At 68.7% G+C, this 16,716-nt stretch carries 16 protein-coding genes and 3 pseudogenes; 5 read left to right on the forward strand and 14 right to left on the reverse strand.

Annotation, left to right across the window (positions count from 1 at the left end; genetic code table 11):
* Positions 1-59: 59 nt before the first annotated feature.
* A complete protein-coding gene (gene pyrR, locus AC068A_RS13425) occupies positions 60-656 on the reverse strand; it encodes a bifunctional pyr operon transcriptional regulator/uracil phosphoribosyltransferase PyrR (RefSeq protein ID WP_478584437.1) in 597 nt (198 codons plus the stop codon).
* A 247-nt stretch (positions 657-903) separates the two neighbouring features.
* On the opposite strand from pyrR, the gene bldD reads away from it, so the two are divergent.
* Complete coding sequence (gene bldD, locus AC068A_RS13430) at positions 904-1,404, forward strand: transcriptional regulator BldD (RefSeq protein ID WP_030841550.1); 501 nt, start codon at positions 904-906, stop codon at positions 1,402-1,404.
* A gap of 261 nt (positions 1,405-1,665) precedes the next feature.
* On the opposite strand, the gene nusB is transcribed toward bldD, so the two are convergent.
* The 8 genes from nusB to aroC form a co-directional block, all read right to left on the reverse strand.
* Entirely contained in the window at positions 1,666-2,097 is a 432-nt protein-coding gene (gene nusB / locus AC068A_RS13435; RefSeq protein ID WP_360636989.1) for a transcription antitermination factor NusB, read from the reverse strand.
* Between the two features lie 2 nt (positions 2,098-2,099).
* Positions 2,100-2,666 carry an elongation factor P gene (gene efp / locus AC068A_RS13440; protein WP_179173288.1) on the reverse strand — a complete coding sequence of 189 codons (567 nt, stop codon included), beginning with the start codon at positions 2,664-2,666 and terminating at the stop codon, positions 2,100-2,102.
* 59 nt (positions 2,667-2,725) lie between these two features.
* Positions 2,726-3,835 carry a M24 family metallopeptidase gene (locus AC068A_RS13445; protein ID WP_478584440.1) on the reverse strand — a complete coding sequence of 370 codons (1,110 nt, stop codon included), beginning with the start codon at positions 3,833-3,835 and terminating at the stop codon, positions 2,726-2,728.
* A gap of 74 nt (positions 3,836-3,909) precedes the next feature.
* Positions 3,910-4,713, reverse strand: coding sequence for an AAA family ATPase (locus AC068A_RS13450; RefSeq protein WP_478584442.1), 804 nt, complete (start codon positions 4,711-4,713; stop codon positions 3,910-3,912).
* A gap of 80 nt (positions 4,714-4,793) precedes the next feature.
* Positions 4,794-5,234, reverse strand: coding sequence for a type II 3-dehydroquinate dehydratase (aroQ, locus tag AC068A_RS13455; RefSeq protein ID WP_478584443.1), 441 nt, complete (start codon positions 5,232-5,234; stop codon positions 4,794-4,796).
* Positions 5,231-6,322 carry a 3-dehydroquinate synthase gene (gene aroB, locus AC068A_RS13460; protein WP_478584445.1) on the reverse strand — a complete coding sequence of 364 codons (1,092 nt, stop codon included), beginning with the start codon at positions 6,320-6,322 and terminating at the stop codon, positions 5,231-5,233. Before aroB ends, aroQ begins: the two co-directional genes overlap by 4 nt.
* Positions 6,319-6,837, reverse strand: a complete 519-nt coding sequence (locus tag AC068A_RS13465) for a shikimate kinase (protein ID WP_478584447.1) — start codon at positions 6,835-6,837, stop codon at positions 6,319-6,321. The genes aroB and AC068A_RS13465 overlap by 4 nt, the downstream gene beginning before the upstream one ends.
* Positions 6,834-8,018 (reverse strand): chorismate synthase, encoded by a 1,185-nt coding sequence (aroC, locus tag AC068A_RS13470; protein WP_478584449.1) that lies wholly within the window; start codon positions 8,016-8,018, stop codon positions 6,834-6,836. The genes AC068A_RS13465 and aroC overlap by 4 nt, the downstream gene beginning before the upstream one ends.
* A 232-nt stretch (positions 8,019-8,250) precedes the next feature.
* On the opposite strand from aroC, the gene AC068A_RS13475 reads away from it, so the two are divergent.
* Complete coding sequence (locus tag AC068A_RS13475) at positions 8,251-8,697, forward strand: acetyltransferase (RefSeq protein ID WP_478584451.1); 447 nt, start codon at positions 8,251-8,253, stop codon at positions 8,695-8,697.
* 62 nt (positions 8,698-8,759) lie between these two features.
* Here AC068A_RS13475 and AC068A_RS13480 read toward each other — a convergent pair.
* Positions 8,760-9,470: pseudogene (locus tag AC068A_RS13480) on the reverse strand (IS701 family transposase); the annotation flags it as partial.
* A gap of 1 nt (position 9,471) precedes the next feature.
* Here AC068A_RS13480 and AC068A_RS13485 point away from each other — a divergent pair.
* Positions 9,472-9,614, forward strand: a pseudogene (locus AC068A_RS13485) (IS1380 family transposase); the annotation flags it as partial.
* 2 nt (positions 9,615-9,616) lie between these two features.
* Here AC068A_RS13485 and AC068A_RS13490 read toward each other — a convergent pair.
* Positions 9,617-10,567, reverse strand: a pseudogene (locus AC068A_RS13490) (IS481 family transposase); the annotation flags it as partial.
* 322 nt (positions 10,568-10,889) lie between these two features.
* Here AC068A_RS13490 and AC068A_RS13495 point away from each other — a divergent pair.
* Both AC068A_RS13495 and AC068A_RS13500 read left to right on the forward strand, forming a co-directional pair.
* Positions 10,890-11,708 carry a transposase gene (locus AC068A_RS13495; RefSeq protein ID WP_478584453.1) on the forward strand — a complete coding sequence of 273 codons (819 nt, stop codon included), beginning with the start codon at positions 10,890-10,892 and terminating at the stop codon, positions 11,706-11,708.
* Entirely contained in the window at positions 11,705-12,457 is a 753-nt protein-coding gene (locus AC068A_RS13500) for a transposase (RefSeq protein WP_478584497.1), read from the forward strand. Before AC068A_RS13495 ends, AC068A_RS13500 begins: the two co-directional genes overlap by 4 nt.
* Positions 12,458-12,493: 36 nt before the next feature.
* On the opposite strand, the gene AC068A_RS13505 is transcribed toward AC068A_RS13500, so the two are convergent.
* The 3 genes from AC068A_RS13505 to AC068A_RS13515 form a co-directional block, all read right to left on the reverse strand.
* On the reverse strand, positions 12,494-13,183 hold the full coding sequence (locus AC068A_RS13505; RefSeq protein ID WP_478584454.1) for a hypothetical protein: 690 nt from the start codon (positions 13,181-13,183) through the stop codon (positions 12,494-12,496).
* On the reverse strand, positions 13,180-13,611 hold the full coding sequence (locus tag AC068A_RS13510) for a hypothetical protein (RefSeq protein ID WP_478584456.1): 432 nt from the start codon (positions 13,609-13,611) through the stop codon (positions 13,180-13,182). Before AC068A_RS13510 ends, AC068A_RS13505 begins: the two co-directional genes overlap by 4 nt.
* Before the next feature lie 247 nt (positions 13,612-13,858).
* Entirely contained in the window at positions 13,859-16,186 is a 2,328-nt protein-coding gene (locus AC068A_RS13515) for a glycoside hydrolase domain-containing protein (protein WP_478584458.1), read from the reverse strand.
* Positions 16,187-16,716 lie beyond the last annotated feature (530 nt).

A 16,716-nucleotide genomic window follows, 5' to 3' on the forward strand; every position in this document is an offset into this window, starting at 1 on the left:
GGTCCCGGGGGCGGGACCCATCACTCGTACGGGGGTACGGCTGTCCGTTGGGGGGCCGGCTACTGCGCAGCTGCCTGGGCGGTCTGCTGGCCGAGCAGTACGGCGTCACGGCCGTCCTCCTCCTGGAGCTGGACCTTGACGGTCTCCCGCAGCGACGTGGGGAGGTTCTTGCCGACGTAGTCGGCGCGGATCGGCAGTTCGCGGTGGCCGCGGTCGACGAGGACCGCGAGCTGGACGGCGCGGGGGCGGCCGAGGTCGCCGAGGGCGTCGAGGGCGGCCCGGATGGTGCGGCCGGAGAAGAGGACGTCGTCGACGAGGACGACGAGACGGCCGTCGATGTCGTCGCCGGGGATCTCGGTGCGGCCGATGGCGCGGGCCGGCTTCATCCGCAGGTCGTCGCGGTACATGGTGATGTCGAGGGATCCGACCGGGATCTTCGAGCCGGTGATCTCTTCGAGCTTGGCGGCCAGCCGGCGGGCGAGGAACACACCGCGGGTGGGAATGCCGAGGAGTACCACGTCGCCGGCGCCCTTGGCGCGTTCGACGATCTCGTGGGCGATGCGGGTCAGTACCCGCGCGATGTCCTGTGCCTCGAGCACGGGGCGCATCGCATCGGTGCCTACAGCACTTGCGTTCTGGGCAGCCTGAGCGTCCATGGGAAGGACCTCCTTCTCCGCCTCACGGGACGGACCTTAAAGGACGTCTGTACAACGCCGTCCACGGTACCAGGGGGATTCGGGTGAGCCGAACCCGGGCGGTGCGCGGCCGCTCGTCCGAGGCGAGGGGCGGCATTCGGCTTGACGCATCCAAGTCACGCTGCGTAACCTCACAGTGAGTTACCAGCCGCGCGGCGGAGCCGCATGGTCTCCATGTAGTCACAGCGTCACAGCGTCCGGGAGCGTTATGTCCAGCGAATACGCCAAACAGCTCGGGGCCAAGCTCCGCGCCATCCGCACCCAGCAGGGCCTCTCCCTCCACGGTGTCGAGGAGAAGTCGCAGGGCCGGTGGAAGGCCGTGGTGGTCGGTTCGTACGAGCGCGGGGACCGCGCCGTGACCGTCCAGCGCCTCGCCGAGCTGGCGGACTTCTACGGGGTGCCGGTGCAGGAGCTGCTGCCGGGCACCACCCCCGGCGGTGCGGCCGAGCCGCCGCCGAAGCTGCGTCTCGACCTGGAGCGCCTGGCGGGCGTGCCCGCCGAGAAGGCCGGCCCGCTCCAGCGCTACGCGGCGACCATCCAGAGCCAGCGCGGCGACTACAACGGCAAGGTGCTGTCGATCCGCCAGGACGACCTGCGCACCCTCGCGGTCATCTACGACCAGTCGCCCTCGGTCCTGACCGAGCAGCTGATCAGCTGGGGCGTGCTGGACGCGGACGCGCGTCGCGCCGTGGCGCACGAGGACGCCTGATCCCGGTCCCGGGACCAGCAGAAACGTTTACCGGTGTGGGGGGGGGGGGGGGGGGGGGGGGGGGGGCCCCCCCCCCCCCCCCCCCACGCCGGTTTTCGCGTACGGGCGCCTTTCCCCGTACGGGCGCCTTTCCGCGTACGGGCCCGTTCCGCGTACCGGCGCCTGCCGCGTACCGGCGCCTGCCGCGTCCGGGCAGACGGAAGGGGCCCGCTGCGCTGCTGCGCTGCGGGCCCCTGCGTCGTGCCGGGCGACTGCCGGTGGCTACTCGCCCCGGCGCAGGCTCGGCTTCAGGTCCTTGAACCGGGCCAGGAGGCCGTTGACGAACGAAGGCGATTCGTCCGTGGAGAACTCCTTGGCCAACTGCACGGCCTCGTCGATGGCCACGGCGTCCGGGGTGTCGTCCACCCAGATCAGCTCGTACGCACCGAGCCGCAGGATGTTCCGGTCGGCGACCGGCATGCGGTCGAGCTCCCAGTCCACGGCGTAGGTGACGATCAGGTCGTCGATGCGCTTCACCTTGTCGGCGTAGCCCTCGACGAGATCCATCGTGAAGGCGCTGACCGGCGGCTGCCGGTCGTCCGACCGCGCGTGGCGGACCCAGTCCGCGAGGACCTCGCGCACGGGCACCCCGCGCTGGTCGGCCTCGAAGAGGATCTGGAAGGCGCGCTTGCGCGCGTTGCTGCGGGCAGCCACGGTTAGCTGCTCACCCGGCCGAGGTAGTCGCTGGTACGGGTGTCGACCTTGACCTTCTCGCCGGTGGTGACGAACAGCGGGACCTGGATCTCGTGGCCGGTCTCCAGGGTGGCCGGCTTGGTGCCACCGGTGGAGCGGTCGCCCTGGACGCCCGGGTCGGTGTGCTGGATGGTCAGCTCGACGGCGGCCGGAAGCTCGACGTAGAGCACCGAGCCCTCGTGCTGGGCCACGGAGGCGGTGAAGCCCTCGATGAGGAAGTTGGCGGCGTCGCCGACGGCCTTGCGGTCGACGTGCAGCTGGTCGTAGGTCTGCATGTCCATGAAGACGAAGTAGTCGCCGTCCATGTACGAGAACTGCATGTCGCGGCGGTCGATGGTGGCCGTCTCGACCTTCACACCCGCGTTGAAGGTCTTGTCGACGACCTTGCCGGACAGCACGTTCTTGAGCTTGGTGCGCACGAAGGCCGGGCCCTTGCCGGGCTTGACGTGCTGGAACTCGACGACGGACCAGAGCTGGTCACCGTCGAGCTTGAGCACCATGCCGTTCTTGAGGTCGTTCGTGGAAGCCACGGTTGCGGAATCTCCTGCACTGGAAGACCAGGGGTGCGCACTCGGCCCGGCACACCGGACTACAGTGCGAGCAGCTCCTTGGTCGTAATGGTGAGTAGCTCGGGACCGCCGTCCGCCTCGGGGCGTACGACGAGCGTGTCATCGATCCGGACTCCGCCCCGGCCCGGGAGGTGGACCCCCGGTTCGACGGTGACCGGCACGCAAGCGTCCAGTTTACCCATTGCCGTAGGTGCAAGCTGCGGGTCCTCGTCGATTTCGAGGCCGACTCCGTGTCCGGTCCAGGGGGCGAGGGCCTCCCCGTGGCCCGCCGAGTCGAGGACGGAGCGGGCCGCGCGGTCCACGTCGCGGTAGGCGGCGCCCGGCAGGAGGGCCTCCCGCCCGGCCCGCTGGGCGGCGAAGACGAGGTCGTACAGCTCGATCTGCCAGTCGGCCGGGCTGGTGCCGATCACGAAGGTCCGGCCGATCTCGCACCGGTATCCGCGGTAGTTCGCGCCGAGGCACACGGACAGGAAGTCGCCCTCCTCGACGCGCCGGTCGGAGGGCCGGTGCCCGGAGCGCCCGGAGTGGGGCCCGGTGCCGACGGAGGTCGGGAAGGCCGGGCCGTCGGCCCCGTGGTCGACGAGCCGGCGTTCCAGCTCCAGGGCGAGGTGGCGTTCGGTGCGGCCGACGAGGATCGACTCCAGCAGTTCGCCGAGGGCCTGGTCGGCGATCTCGGCGGCGATCCGCAGGCAGGCGATCTCCTCCTCGTCCTTGACCAGGCGCTGCTGTTCCACGGCGGCGCCCAGGTCGGTGAGCCGCAGCCGGGGCGCGACGGAGCCGAGGGCGCGGTGCCGGGCGACGGTGAGGTGGTGCTCCTCGACCGCGAGGGATTCGGCCTTCGCGGATCCGGCGAGGTCGGCGGCTGCGACCGCGGCGTCGGCGCCCGGGGCGGGCAGCACGCTGACCGCGAGCCGGTCGTCGAGGCGGCCTTCGTCGACCTCCCCGGTCGGCGGCCCGACGGTGAACAGCGTGTCCTCGGCCCCCGGTCCGACGAGCAGGACGGCGCCGCGCGGGGATCCCCCGGCGAGGTAGCGGACGTTCGCCGGACGCGTGATCAGTGCGGCGGCGTTCCCGGCGGCGGCACAGCGGTCGCGAAGCAGGCCACGGCGGGCCGCGTACACGTCTGACATGTCTTCGAGACTACGAGCGCCCGGCTCATCCGGCCTGGTGAGCGCCTCCGTACGGGGCCGGCAGCCGTACGGGGTTAGAAGGCGGAGGCGGTGATCGCTCGGGCCAGGGCCTCGTCCAGGGCCCGGGCGGTGCCCTCCACGTCCAGGTCCGAGTTGTCGATGATCGGCAGGCCTGAGCCGTACCAGCCGGCCATCCGGCCGTGTATCCGGGCGACCTCCTCGTCCGAGAGGCGGCGGTTGCCGGAGCGCTGGGCGTTACGCTCCAGGACGATCTCCAGGCCGGGCAGCAGCACCACGGGCAGGAGGGTGGGGCCGACGTGGCGCTTCCAGCCGCCGAGGCCCACGACGGGGCGGTCGGGAAAGACGGCGTCGTCGAGGATGCAGGAGATCCCGTTGGCCAGGAAGTTGCGGGCGGCGAAGCCGCAGGTGCGGCGGGCGAGCCGGTACTGGGCCTCGGACTGGTCGTTCCAGCCGGCCTGGGGGTCGGCGAAGCCCGAGCAGACCCACTCGCGGACGTCGTCCAGGCTGATGTGCGCGGTCGGCACGGGCCGGGAGCCGGCCCAGCGCCGGGCGACCGTGGTCTTGCCCGCCCCCGCCGGCCCGATGAGCAGCACGGCCAGCATGGCCGTGCCGGTGCCGGTGCCGGTGCCGCTGCCCGTCCCGGGACCGGCGGCGGGTCCGGGAACGGCCGCGACGGGCGGCAGCGGGATGTGCCCGGTGGCCTCCGGCCCGGGCGGCGGCAGGTGCGGCGGCACCTGCGGGTGCGGGGGCGGGGGCCAGCCCTGCGCGGGCGGTATCGGCGGCTGCGGGGGCACCGCCGGCTGGTGTCCCGGCGGGCCCCAGCCACCGCTGCCGGCCGCCCCCACTCCCTGGTGCATCCGCTGCCACTCCGTCTCGTTCCACCGACTGATGCGAGAACGTTATATGACTGCAGGGGCGGTGCCGCCCACCAGCACCGTCACACGTCGACTTCGTCCGCCAGGGCGCGCAGCGCCAGCCGGTACGAGCCGATCCCGAAGCCCGCGACCGTGCCCGTCGCCACCGGGGCGATGACGGACGTGTGCCGGAACTCCTCCCGCGCGTACGGGTTCGAGATGTGCACCTCGATCAGCGGGGCGGTGCGCTGGGCGGCCGCGTCCCTCATCGCGTACGAATAGTGCGTGAACGCGCCGGGGTTGATGACCACCGGGATCTTCCCGTCGGCCGCCTCGTGGAGCCAGCGGATGATCTCGCCCTCGTCGTTGGTCTCGCGGACCTCGACGTCGAAGCCGAGCTCCCGGCCCAGCTCCCGGCAGGTCTCCACGAGTCCGGCGTACGAGGTGGCCCCGTACACGTCGGGTTCGCGGGAGCCGAGCCGGCCGAGGTTGGGGCCGTTCAGCACCAGCACCGTGCGGCTCATGCGGAGACCTCCCCGTACGCGGCGATCAGGTGCGCCGGGTCGGGGCCCTCCAGGACGGTCGGCTTGGCCAGGCCGTCGAGGACGATGAAGCGCAGCAGGTTGCCGCGGGACTTCTTGTCGACCTGCATCGTCTGGAGCAGCTTGGGCCACTGGTCGCCGCGGTAGGTCAGCGGCAGGCCGACGGAGGCCAGGATCTGCTTGTGCCGATCGGCGGTGGCGTCGTCGAGGCGGCCCGCGAGCCGGCCGAGCTCGGCGGCGAACACCATGCCGACCGAAACGGCCGCGCCGTGCCGCCACTTGTAGCGCTCGTTCTTCTCGATGGCGTGCGCGAGGGTGTGGCCGTAGTTGAGGATCTCCCGCAGGCCCGACTCCTTCAGGTCGCTGGACACGACGTCCGCCTTGACCTGGATGGAGCGGACGATGAGCTCCGCGGTGTGCGGACCGTCCGGGGTGCGGGCGGCGGCCGGGTCCTCCTCGATCAGGTCGAGGATGACCGGGTCGGCGATGAAGCCGGCCTTGATGATCTCGGCGAGGCCGCTGACGTAGTCGTTGACCGGCAGCGACGCCAGCGCGGCGAGGTCGCACAGCACGCCGGCGGGCGGGTGGAAGGCGCCCACCAGGTTCTTGCCCTCGGCGGTGTTGATGCCGGTCTTGCCGCCGACGGCCGCGTCGACCATCGCCAGCACGGTGGTCGGCACCGCGATCCAGCGCACCCCGCGCAGCCAGGTGGCCGCGACGAAGCCCGCCAGGTCGGTGGTGGCGCCGCCGCCGACGCCGACGACCACGTCGGTGCGGGTGAAGCCGGACTGGCCGAGCGCCTTCCAGCAGTACGCGGCCACCTCGGCCGTCTTGGCCTCCTCGGCGTTCGGCACCTGGATGGCGATCGCCTCGTAGCCCTGCTCGGCGAGGTCGTCGCGCAGGGCCTCGCCGGTCGAGGCCAGCGCCTCGGGGTGGATCACGGCGACCCGCTGGGCACGCGTGCCGATGAGGCCGGCGAGCTCGCCGAGCAGCTGCCGGCCGACCAGCACGTCGTAGGGGTCGTGGCCCGCGCTTCCGCCGACGTGGATCCGCGTCACCTGGTCTGTCATACGTCCTTCAACTCCAGAGCGTCGAGGACCGCCTGGGCGACCTCATCGGGGGTGCGCTCGCCGGTGGGCACCTCGACGCGCGCTACTTCGGTGTACAGGGGGCGGCGGGCCTCCATCAGCTCGCGCCACTGGCGGCGCGGGTTGACGGCGAGCAGCGGGCGGGCGGCGCCCAGGCCGACGCGCCGGACGGCCTCCTCGACGTCCATCGAGAGGTAGGCGACCGGCAGTCCGGCCAGCAGCTCGCGGGTGCCCGCGTCGAGGACGGCGCCGCCGCCGAGGGCGAGGACTCCGGTGTGCTCGGCGACGGCGGCGGCGACCGCCTGCCGTTCCAGCTCACGGAAGTACGGCTCGCCCTCGTCGACGAAGATGTCCGAGATCGGGCGGCCCTGGGCCGCGACGATGTCGGCGTCCGTGTCCCGGTAGGGGACGCCGAGCCGCCGGGCCAGCAGCTCCCCCACCGTGGACTTGCCGGACCCCATGGGGCCGACGAGGACGACCAGGGGTCCGCCGGTCACCGGATCTGCAGGTGGTCGAGGTACGACTGCACGTTGCGGCGGGTCTCGGCCACCGAGTCACCGCCGAACTTCTCCACCACCGCGTCCGCCAGCACCAGCGCCACCATCGCCTCGGCCACGATGCCGGCTGCGGGCACGGCACACACGTCGGAGCGCTGGTGGTGCGCGGCCGCGGCCTCGCCGGTGGCGACGTCGACCGTGGCCAGTGCGCGCGGGACGGTCGCGATGGGCTTCATCGCGGCGCGGACGCGCAGCAGTTCGCCGGTGGTCAGGCCGCCCTCGGTGCCGCCGGAACGGCCGGAGGTCCGCTTGATGCCCTCCGGGGTGGCGACGATCTCGTCGTGCGCCTGCGAGCCGGGGACCCGGGCCAGCTCGAAGCCGTCGCCGACCTCGACCCCCTTGATCGCCTGGATGCCCATCAGCGCCGCCGCCAGGCGCGCGTCCAGGCGGCGGTCCCAGTGCACGTGCGAGCCCAGCCCGACCGGAACCCCGTACGCGAGGACCTCGACCACGCCGCCGAGGGTGTCGCCGTCCTTGTGGGCCTGGTCGATCTCCGCGACCATCGCCTTCGACGCATCCGCGTCCAGGCACCGCACCGGATCCGCATCCAGCCTCTCGACGTCCGCCGGGGTCGGGTACACGCCGTACGGGGCCTTCGCCGAGGCCAGTTCCACCACGTGCGAGACGATCTCGATGCCGGCGGCCTCCTTCAGGAAGGAACGCGCCACCGCGCCGAGGGCGACACGGGCGGCGGTCTCACGGGCACTCGCCCGCTCCAGGATCGGCCGCGCCTCGTCGAACCCGTACTTCTGCATGCCGGCCAGGTCCGCGTGGCCCGGACGCGGCCGCGTCAGCGGCGCGTTGCGACCGGTCTCCTTCAGCTCCGACGGGTCCACGGGATCGGCCGACATGACCTTCTCCCACTTCGGCCACTCGGTGTTCCCCACCATCACCGCCACCGGCGAACCCAGCGACAGCCCGTGCCGGACACCGCCCAGGAACGTGACCTCGTCCTGCTCGAACTTCATCCGCGCACCACGCCCGTACCCGAGCCGGCGCCGCGCCAGGTGGTCGGCCACCAGCTCCGTGGTCACCGGAACGCCGGCGGGAAGCCCCTCCAGCGTCGCCACCAGCGCCGGACCGTGCGATTCCCCAGCGGTCAGCCAACGCAACCTGCTCAACGATGCTCCTCATGCTCGCGCCTGGTACAGCGGCGGCGCGGCCGGGTGCGCGGCCCGGACACGCCATTTCCGATCCTCGCACGTCCGGGCCGGTCTACCACGCCCGGTCCAGCTATCGGACGACGGATCTGTCAGGTTCCCAACCCGGCATATCGAATTGACCGGGCCCCGACACACTGACAAGATCACTTGGAATTCACGCCAGCGATTTCGTTCATCTCAAGGGGGGATTTTGCGCAAGATAGCAAAGGCTCTGGTCACGGCCGGTGCCGCCATCACTGTCACGATTGGCATGACCACGTCTGCGTCGGCAGCCGCGAACCCGGTTTCGGTATGCGGCTCGGGATACTACGTCCAAGAGTCCCACGACCTCGGCTACTACCAGGGAACCGGCGGCCCGCAGGCCAGGGCATACCTGCTGTACAACGCCTCTTCGGGATACAACTGCGTCGTCACCACTGTGGTCGGCGGCCAGAACCAAGGTCGTGTGAGGGCCGATCTGCGAGCCGCGGGCGACGTGGTAATGACATCCGACGAGGGGTACTACAACTCCTACGCCGGGCCGGTAAAGATCAAGGCCAACGGCCAGTGTGTGGAGTACGGGGGCGGGACGGACTACTGGTCCAGCGGCCGCCGGCACTGGGATGCGTGGCACAGCGGTCTGGGCCACTGCGGCTGACATGGCCACCCATAAGGCCCGCCGGCCCTCCGGCGGGCCTTTCCTGATCCGGCCGCTGCGATAGTTGACCGTCGCCGGTAGTGGCTGCGGCGGACTGTTGCCTGGTGGCGTCTGCGCCAGTTGGACCAGTGCAGCAGCCTGGCTGCTGTCACGGCTGGTGGGTTGAGGACGGCAGTGAGCAGGTGGCGGATCTCCGGGACGGTCAACGCGATCGGGTCGCTGCCGCGAACGTGGTGGTGCGTGCCGGTGGGCCGCCCCGGGGCCGTGCTGGCGGCGATGGCGGTCGGGAATGCCAGGGCGAGCATGGCGAGCGTGATGTGCCGGTGCCACGAGGTCCAGTTGCGGACCTGGTAGTGGTCGAGTCCGACCTGTCACTTGGCGGCCTGGAAGCACTCCTCGACGCTCCACCGGACACCGGCGACGCGGACCAGTTCGGCCAGGGGCACTTCGGTGGGTGACCAGCACAGGTAGAAGGCGAGTGCCCTGGTGGTGCGGTTGCGGCGGACGAGCAGGTGCCGGTGGCTGTCGGTGCCGATGTGGATCCAGGCCCAGTCGTAGTGACGCGGTCCCTTCGCGCCATGTCCGGCGCTGTGCCGCTGCCAGGCGGTGGCGGGCAGGCGGCCGGCGACGGTGTCCGCGTGGACTGGGGTGCGGCCGTGGTTGATCCGTACCCGCGTTGAGCAGGCGACGGCCATGACGTAGCCGGTCCCGCGTGCCTCCAGGGCGGCGAGGAGCTGCGGGTCCTGCCCGTAGGCTTCGTCACCGGTCACCCACGGCATGCGGCTGACGTGCTTCGCGACGAACACCACCGGCCTGCCGATCGCCGAACTGGATCTCCGCCACCGTCTGCGGGCCGGGCAGAGGACCGGATCAGGGCCGCTCGGGCCACCGGCGGGCGCAACCTTCCCTGCATGACACGGCTGTATTGCCCAGTGAGGTTGGGGACGCGGCTGGCGGGTGGTTTGCCTGCGAGCGCGGTGTGTCCGCGGTGGTGATTGTAGGTGTGCAGCCACTGGGGGAAGGCGTCGCGTCGTTCCTGCTCTGACCGGTAGAGGCGGGCGTAGGCCCACTCGTCGAGCAGGGTTCGGTTGAGGCGTTCGACCTTGCCGTTGGTCTGGGGCCGGTAGGGCCGGGTTCGCTTGTGGGTGATCCCGGCTGGCGCCAGGGCGTCGCGCCAGGTGTGGGAGCGGTAGCAGGAGCCGTTGTCGGTCAGCACGCGTTCGACGGTGATCCCGACGCCGGTGAAGTAGGCGTGTGCCCGCTGCCAGAAGGCGGTGGCGGTTTCCTTCTTCTCGTCCGAGTGGATCTCGCTGTAGGCGAGGCGGGAGTGGTCGTCGACGGCGGTGTGGATGTAGCCGTAGCCGGCGCTGGAGCGGTTCTTGCGGCCGGCCTGACGGCCGAGCATCTTGTGGCCGCCGCCGTCGGGGATGTTCCCGAGTTTTTTGATGTCCACGTGCACCAGTTCACCGGGACGCTCACGTTCGTAGCGGCGTATGACGGCCCCGGTGGCCCGGTCGAGATGGGTCAGGCGGGCGATCCGGTAGCGGACGAGGACCCGGTGCACCGTGGACGCGGGCACGTCCAGCAGTCCGGCGATGCGGGCCGGTCCCCACCGGCGGGTGACGCGGACCTTGATGATCCGGCGTTCGGTGCGGGTCGGGGTGCGGCGCGGACTGTGATGCGGACGGGATGAGCGGTCTTCCATGCCCGCCTCACCCATGGCGCGATAGCGGGCGGCCCACCGCTGGGCAGTGGTCGGCGAGACCTGGAAACGCTCGGCCGCCCGCCTCAGCGGCCAGCCGTCATCCACCACGCAGCGTGCCAGCCGCAGGCGTCCGGTCTCGGTCAGGGGTGCGTTACGGTAGGGCACGAGGGCCTTTCTGGTCGCCGGTGCAGATGTCGCAATCCACACCAGGCCAGAAGGCCCTCACCCATTTCAAGATCCCTCAGTCGAGACCTGCATCACCCGTCCACAACCTCCCGGGACAGAACACCTAGACCCAATGCCGGGACTCTGTTGGTGATGTTGGTGGGGTGCTGACACCTGGGCTGGCGGGTGCTTGTCTGGTGGGAGCAGGGCGATGTCAGCGGTGGGGGTGGTCGTGGTGTCGTTGCGGCCGGAGAGTCATCGGAGGATCCCGGTCAGGACGGTGCGGACAGCGCGGGCGGCGTGTCCGAAGGACACACCGGCGATGCTGATCAGGGACCGGTTGGATGTGCTGTTCGAGGATGAGGAGTTCGCCGGTCTGTATCCCACGGACGGCAGGCGGTGCCTGTCGCCGGGGCAGCTGGCGCTGGTGTCTGTGCTGCAGTTCGCGGAAAACCTCTCCGACCGGGCTGCGGCGGACGCGGTGCGGACCAGGATCGACTGGAAGTACGCGCTGGGCCTGGAGCAGGACGATCCCGGGTTCGACTACTCGGTGCTGTGCGAGTTTCGAGCCCGGCTGGCCGGAGACGGTGCCGCCGAGCGGCTGCTGGAGGTCATGCTGCAGCGCCTGAAGGAGGCTGGACTGCTCAAGCCCGGCGGGCGGCAGCGCACCGACGCCACCCACGTGCTGGCCGCGGTCCGCTTCCTCAGCCGTCTGGAGCTGGTCGGGGAAGCGCTGCGGGCGGCACTGGAGGAGCTGGTCGAGGCCGACCCGGACTGGCTGCGGCCCCTGATCAAGCCGGAATGGGAAAAGCGGTACGGGCGCCGGGTAGAAATCGGCAAGCTACCGTTCGGGAAACCAGCGGTGACCGGGTGGGCCGAGCAGACCGGCCGAGACGGCCAGAAGATCCTCGCCGCCCTCTGGGCCACGTCCGCCCGCCTCACCTGTGTCTTCTGCCGCAAGTGGAGATCCTCCGCCAAGCGTGGGTCCATCACTACTACTGGGACGCCCGCGGGTGCCTGCGCTGGCGGGACGGGCATGCCCTGCCCCCAGCTCACCTGCGCTTCGATTCCCCCTACGACACCCATACGCACTACTGCGTCAAACGGAACACCGCCTGGAGCGGCTACCGCGTCCATCTGACCGAGTCCTGCGACGACCAGCGCCCTGAACTCGTGGTCCACGTGGCCACGACCCACTCCACGGGGCAGGACGTCGAGATGACCGCGATCATCCATGACGTGCTCACCGAGCGGGAGTTACTGCCGCGCGAGCACATCGTCGATGCCGGCTACATCACCCCTGCACACATCGAACGGGCCACTCGCGTGCACGGCATCACACTGCTCGGCCCGGTCGTCCCCGACCACAGCCGCCAGGCCAGGACCGGCTCGGGCTTTGCCAAATCGGCCTTCCCCGTCGACTGGGACCGCCGGCAGGCCACCTGCCCCCAGGGCGCGGTCAGCCGGGAATGGAGACCACTGCGGATCAGCGGACACGACTACATCCAGGTCAAGTTCGCCAAGGCCGACTGCCTGGCCTGCCCGGTCCGCCCACAGTGCACCACCTCCGCCACCCGGCCCAGGGCCCTCGCCCTGCTGCCCACCCGCGAACTCCACGAGATCCAGATGCGCAACCGGCTCGACCAGACCACCGAAGAGTGGCAGCGCCGCTACGCGATCCGCGCCGGCATCGAGGCCACCCTCTCGCAGAACGTCCGCACCCACGGCCTGCGACGCTCCCGCTACCGAGGCCTGGCGAAAACCCACGTCCAGCACGTACTCACCGCACTGGCCTGCAACATCACCCGTGTCGCGGACTGGCTCGATACCGAACCCAGAACGCGACGCCGGGCCACCCGCTTCCGCACCCTGTGCACAGCCGCCGCATGACCTGCCAACATCACCAACAGAGTCCCAGCATGGAGGCTAGACCTTCTGGCTCTTCGCCAGTTCCTTCGACGCCTTAATGCGATTGGGGTCCTCGACGTTCTGAGTCCCGGCGCCCTTGCTCGGAGTGATCTGCCATGCTCTGAGCGTCGCTGCGACCTGCTTGAGTTGCTGCGACTCCGGCGGCACGTCGATGAAGAACATGGATTCCATGGCTGGCTTCATGTCACCGCCCCACTTCACCACGCCTTCAAGTTCCGCGAGGATGTCCCGGATCGCCGTGACCTGGTATGGGAAGAAGTTCCCCGTGACTCCCAGCGGGTAGGTTTCCGGATACAGCGCCAGTGCGGTCCCTGACAGGTGGTTGGACTCGAAGTCCACCCTGACCTCGCGATCGCGACGATATCCGATGACCTCGCCGCGACCGCTCTCCAGCCGGGCGACGTCGTAGTGGAAACGCTGTGCCAGGTAGGCCAGGACCGTTGCGGTGTCACCTTGGCGTAGGACAACGGTCAGGCCGGTTCCCTGGATGTCGCAGGTGCCGGTGAACGAAGAGCGGGCGTTCGGGATGATCCAGCCGTTCGCCGAGGTCGATCTGCGCCACTTGGTGTCCGCGGCGACGGCGGTGGCGGGAGCCAGCAGTGCACCTCCGCCCGAGACCAGTGCGGCCCCGGCAGCGACGCCGGTGAACTGCTTGAGTACGGTGCGACGCGAGAATGCGGTGGTCATGAGGTCCCTTCGGGAATGTGTCGTGCCCGCCGGCAAAGGAACGCGGCGGCGCAGGTCAGGACGACGGCAAGGCCGGCCGGCACGTAGACGAACACGTTGATCGACATGGAAACGTGCTCCACCGTCGATCCGTCGGAATAGATGCAGGCGTTGCGAAGGGGCCAGAAATCCTGCTTCAGGCTCGCCAACTGGGCGCCGGACGCGTTGCTGTCCTCGCACAGCTCCGGGAACGGCCCCCCCAAGGTGACGGAGAACCAGCCGTAGCAGTACACGGCCGTAGCCGAGAAACCGAAGATCAGGGCGAGAACCGCACAAATTCTGGACAGCGAACGGGGCGGGTTCCTCAGCATGAGAACGATCACCACGATGCACGCTGGTACCACCACCGCACTCACGAGCAGGAGCAGGCCCATCAAAGATGTCGGCATTGCATCCCCTCCTCCTGATCCGGTTTCGCGGACACCCGGAGCCGCGTGGTTCTTCCCGTCTCCTGCGCCAAGCGTTTCCTCATGGCTGGGGAAGATACCCGGCACGCCGCTTTCGACGGGTACGGGCGTCCGGGTCTGCTGTCAGCCTGGGTGTGATGAAGATTGCACATACCTTAGCGAAAGGTCACTTCCGTGAGATTCTGGACAACGGGTTCGGCCCGTTGGCCGAGACACCGGCTTCAGCGGGTCACTGCTGGTCGATGAGACGCTGCAAAACTTCGGCGAATCCCCGGTAGAACTCGTCCATCACGGAGTCAGACTCGAGCCAGGGCTTCTTGTGGATCGGGCAGTTCCGCTGGATCAGCAGTGCACGCGTACTTGACAGCAGAGTGTCGCTAATGTCGTCCTCGAGAAACGCCTTCGCCGTCTTCTTGACGCCGTCGGTGGTGTTGCCGAACCTGGCCGCCTTGAAGTCACTGAAACGCGTCTTGTGACCCCCACCGAGCAGAATCTTCCTGAGTTCGGTGACGATGTTCGTGCCGCCGGCCTTCAGCTTCATCGCGACGGTGAACCCGTCGATGTCCTCGATCAGGTCGCTGAGCGAGAACGTGGACGCGACGTCGGTCCTGGCCAGTGTCCTGCGGCAGAAGTCCAGCGGGGATGCGTTGTCCGAACGACTCCACTCTCCGTAGAACGTGAGCAGGTCCCCGCCCCAACTGGCGAGTTCGGCACGATTCGCCTTGCCGACTCCGGCGTTCCCCTTGAGGAAATAGCCTGCGGCACTGGCGATCAGGTGGTCCGGGCTGATGGTGACACCCATCGACGGGTCGAGGTACGCCTGATCCCTCGCGCGGCCAAGTCCCCGGTCTACGCAAAATTGTATGAACGCGTTGTCCACATCACCGAACAGCGATTCCCAGCGGGAGTCTGTGTACTTCTCCCAGCGCATGAACTGCAGGCACAGTTCGTTCGCGTCGCCCTTTCCGTACCCGACGGCGGCATCGTACACCTTCTGGACATACGCGATGAACTGGTCGACCGTTGAACTTCCCGACTGGTTGACCGAGTTCTGCCCGAAGTCCGCGCCGGGGCGGTGCGACACCCGGTCCAGCGCGAAGGTGTCCGAACCCGCGGAGAAGTTGAACTCCTTGATCTGGTTGAACGCCCAGTTTTGCGGAAGGGGGAATCCGAGGTTGCCGGAGAATCCATAGGACATGCCCGAGACGTACGCGTATGGAACGAAAGCGCCTCCGGCCACGCTGGCGCACACGTTCCGCGAACCGTATACGCCGGTGATGTACTTGCTGCCGTTGCTCTTCAGGGCGTCATTCACGCCGATGAAGTAGTCGACGATCCTGTCCATCTCCGCTTGCGTGGCATCATAGTCGACCGCGAAGTAGATCACCGTGCTGCGGTTGAATCCATAGCCTTCGGCCCGTTCGTGCGCCTTGCGCCCGTGCGAGTAGCCGTTGGCGTACGTGAAATCCGCGAGCTTCCGCGCGTCGTACTGCCACAGCGGGATGACCCTCAGACCGGCGGAGAAGATCGCGTCCAGTTCTCCAGGCTGTATCTCCTTGTTCAGGGTACTCCCGGCCGGCTCGTCGAGGTAGCGTCCTACAGCGCGGTAGCCGGCTGCATGTAGCGCCTTCGCCCGGGAGGGAGTGATGGTGAAGCGGGTGTCACAACAGTCGACCGCCCGGTCAGGGTTGCCATAGGCAACCAGCAGCTGCGCCCAGGTGTCGAAGTCTGCCTTACCCGATACACCGATCGCGGAGAAGCTCTGGAACTTCTTCACCCAGCTCGCGAGCTTCGGGCCGAACTCATAACTGAAGCTGGCGATGTCGCCACTCGTGTTCGAGGGACCGTTCGCCACACAGGCGGCGGAGAACAGTTGCACCCATGTCCCGGAGTCGCCTTCGGCGAGCGTGTGGGCCCGCAGGCCCGCTTCCGTGCCGGGTCCGAAAATGCCGTTGGCCGAGCCCTCGGGAATTCCCGACTCGTACTGGATCCCCTTCATCAGGGCCTGCTGGACATCACGGGAGAAGAATCCGTCGCACGGGCCAATGAAGAAGGTCGACTTCTCCCAGTAGCGGGCGTTGAGCCACCGCTGCATGAGGCGGATCTGCTCCAATCCGCCGGACAGGAAGATATAGGAATCCATGGTGAGCAAGGCCTTGAAGACCTTGGCCGGCAGGGCATTTCCGACCTTCTCCGCCGGAATTCCCATGTCTTCCATCATCGTCTTGAAGCCGAACAAAGTGGGGTTCGACATCTCCCCATCGATGGCACCGGCGCTGTAACCCTTGCAATAAAGGCCACACTGGATGATCTTGACTATGTTCTTGTTCGGCTCACCGACTTTGATGGGTCCCCTGGCTGCCAACATCGACAACGTGGTGGGACCGAATGCGTTGGAGAGTGTCGCGATCCCGAGTTCGTGCTGCAACGCCCGGGTCAGGGAGTACATGGTGTTCCATCCGGTCTTCCCGTCCTCCGTCACGGGGTTGTAGCCGGCGACACCCTTATACGTCGCGTTGACCCATTTCTGGGCTGCAAGAACCATTTGGTCAGCCATGGCGGCAATCCGCTCCTTTGACTCCTCGATACGTGCGGGGAAGTGGCAAGCTCGAACCGGTCGCGACGACCCCTGGCGGTCAGTTGCCCTGCGCAATGATGCAGACCAGTGCTACCAGCGACACTTCTGATCGCGTAGTGCAAGCAGCCCTCATGTATCGGCCGCCCCTCGAGCCCGCGTTCGGGCAATCGCGCGGATTTGAGTGGCTACCGCGGTCGACCCCTGCTGAAGCCTAGCGGCGCGAGCGGACAGTTGTTCGAGCATTGGTGCTGAGTGAGGCTTCGTTGGCTCACCGGGCATGGTCGCCAAGTGAGCTGTTTGCTCAGAAAGTTGATGGAACTTCAGCTGAGTCCGGACTCTTCGTCCTTCGACGGTGTGGCTGACTGCGTGGCGAAAATTGGCCGGTATCCATGCCTGGCCTCGACCCTTCGGTGATGGCGTCGCGTTCGCGGGATGATCGGTTCACCCCGGTTTGCCCTGTGGTGAGGTTCGGGGTCGTCGCGTGTCGCTGCGTGGTGCGCCGGGTTCCA

This window comes from Streptomyces sp. NPDC043854 (genome assembly GCF_056436005.1).

Coding starts and splice junctions, on each gene's coding strand:
- pyrR (WP_478584437.1), bottom strand. CDS start 656: ATGGACGCTCAGGCTGCCCAGAACGCAAGTGCTGTAGGCACCGATGCG.
- bldD (WP_030841550.1), top strand. CDS start 904: ATGTCCAGCGAATACGCCAAACAGCTCGGGGCCAAGCTCCGCGCCATC.
- AC068A_RS13445 (WP_478584440.1), bottom strand. CDS start 3,835: ATGTCAGACGTGTACGCGGCCCGCCGTGGCCTGCTTCGCGACCGCTGT.
- AC068A_RS13450 (WP_478584442.1), bottom strand. CDS start 4,713: ATGCACCAGGGAGTGGGGGCGGCCGGCAGCGGTGGCTGGGGCCCGCCG.
- aroQ (WP_478584443.1), bottom strand. CDS start 5,234: ATGAGCCGCACGGTGCTGGTGCTGAACGGCCCCAACCTCGGCCGGCTC.
- aroB (WP_478584445.1), bottom strand. CDS start 6,322: ATGACAGACCAGGTGACGCGGATCCACGTCGGCGGAAGCGCGGGCCAC.
- AC068A_RS13495 (WP_478584453.1), top strand. CDS start 10,890: ATGCTGATCAGGGACCGGTTGGATGTGCTGTTCGAGGATGAGGAGTTC.
- AC068A_RS13505 (WP_478584454.1), bottom strand. CDS start 13,183: ATGACCACCGCATTCTCGCGTCGCACCGTACTCAAGCAGTTCACCGGC.
- AC068A_RS13510 (WP_478584456.1), bottom strand. CDS start 13,611: ATGCCGACATCTTTGATGGGCCTGCTCCTGCTCGTGAGTGCGGTGGTG.
- AC068A_RS13515 (WP_478584458.1), bottom strand. CDS start 16,186: ATGGCTGACCAAATGGTTCTTGCAGCCCAGAAATGGGTCAACGCGACG.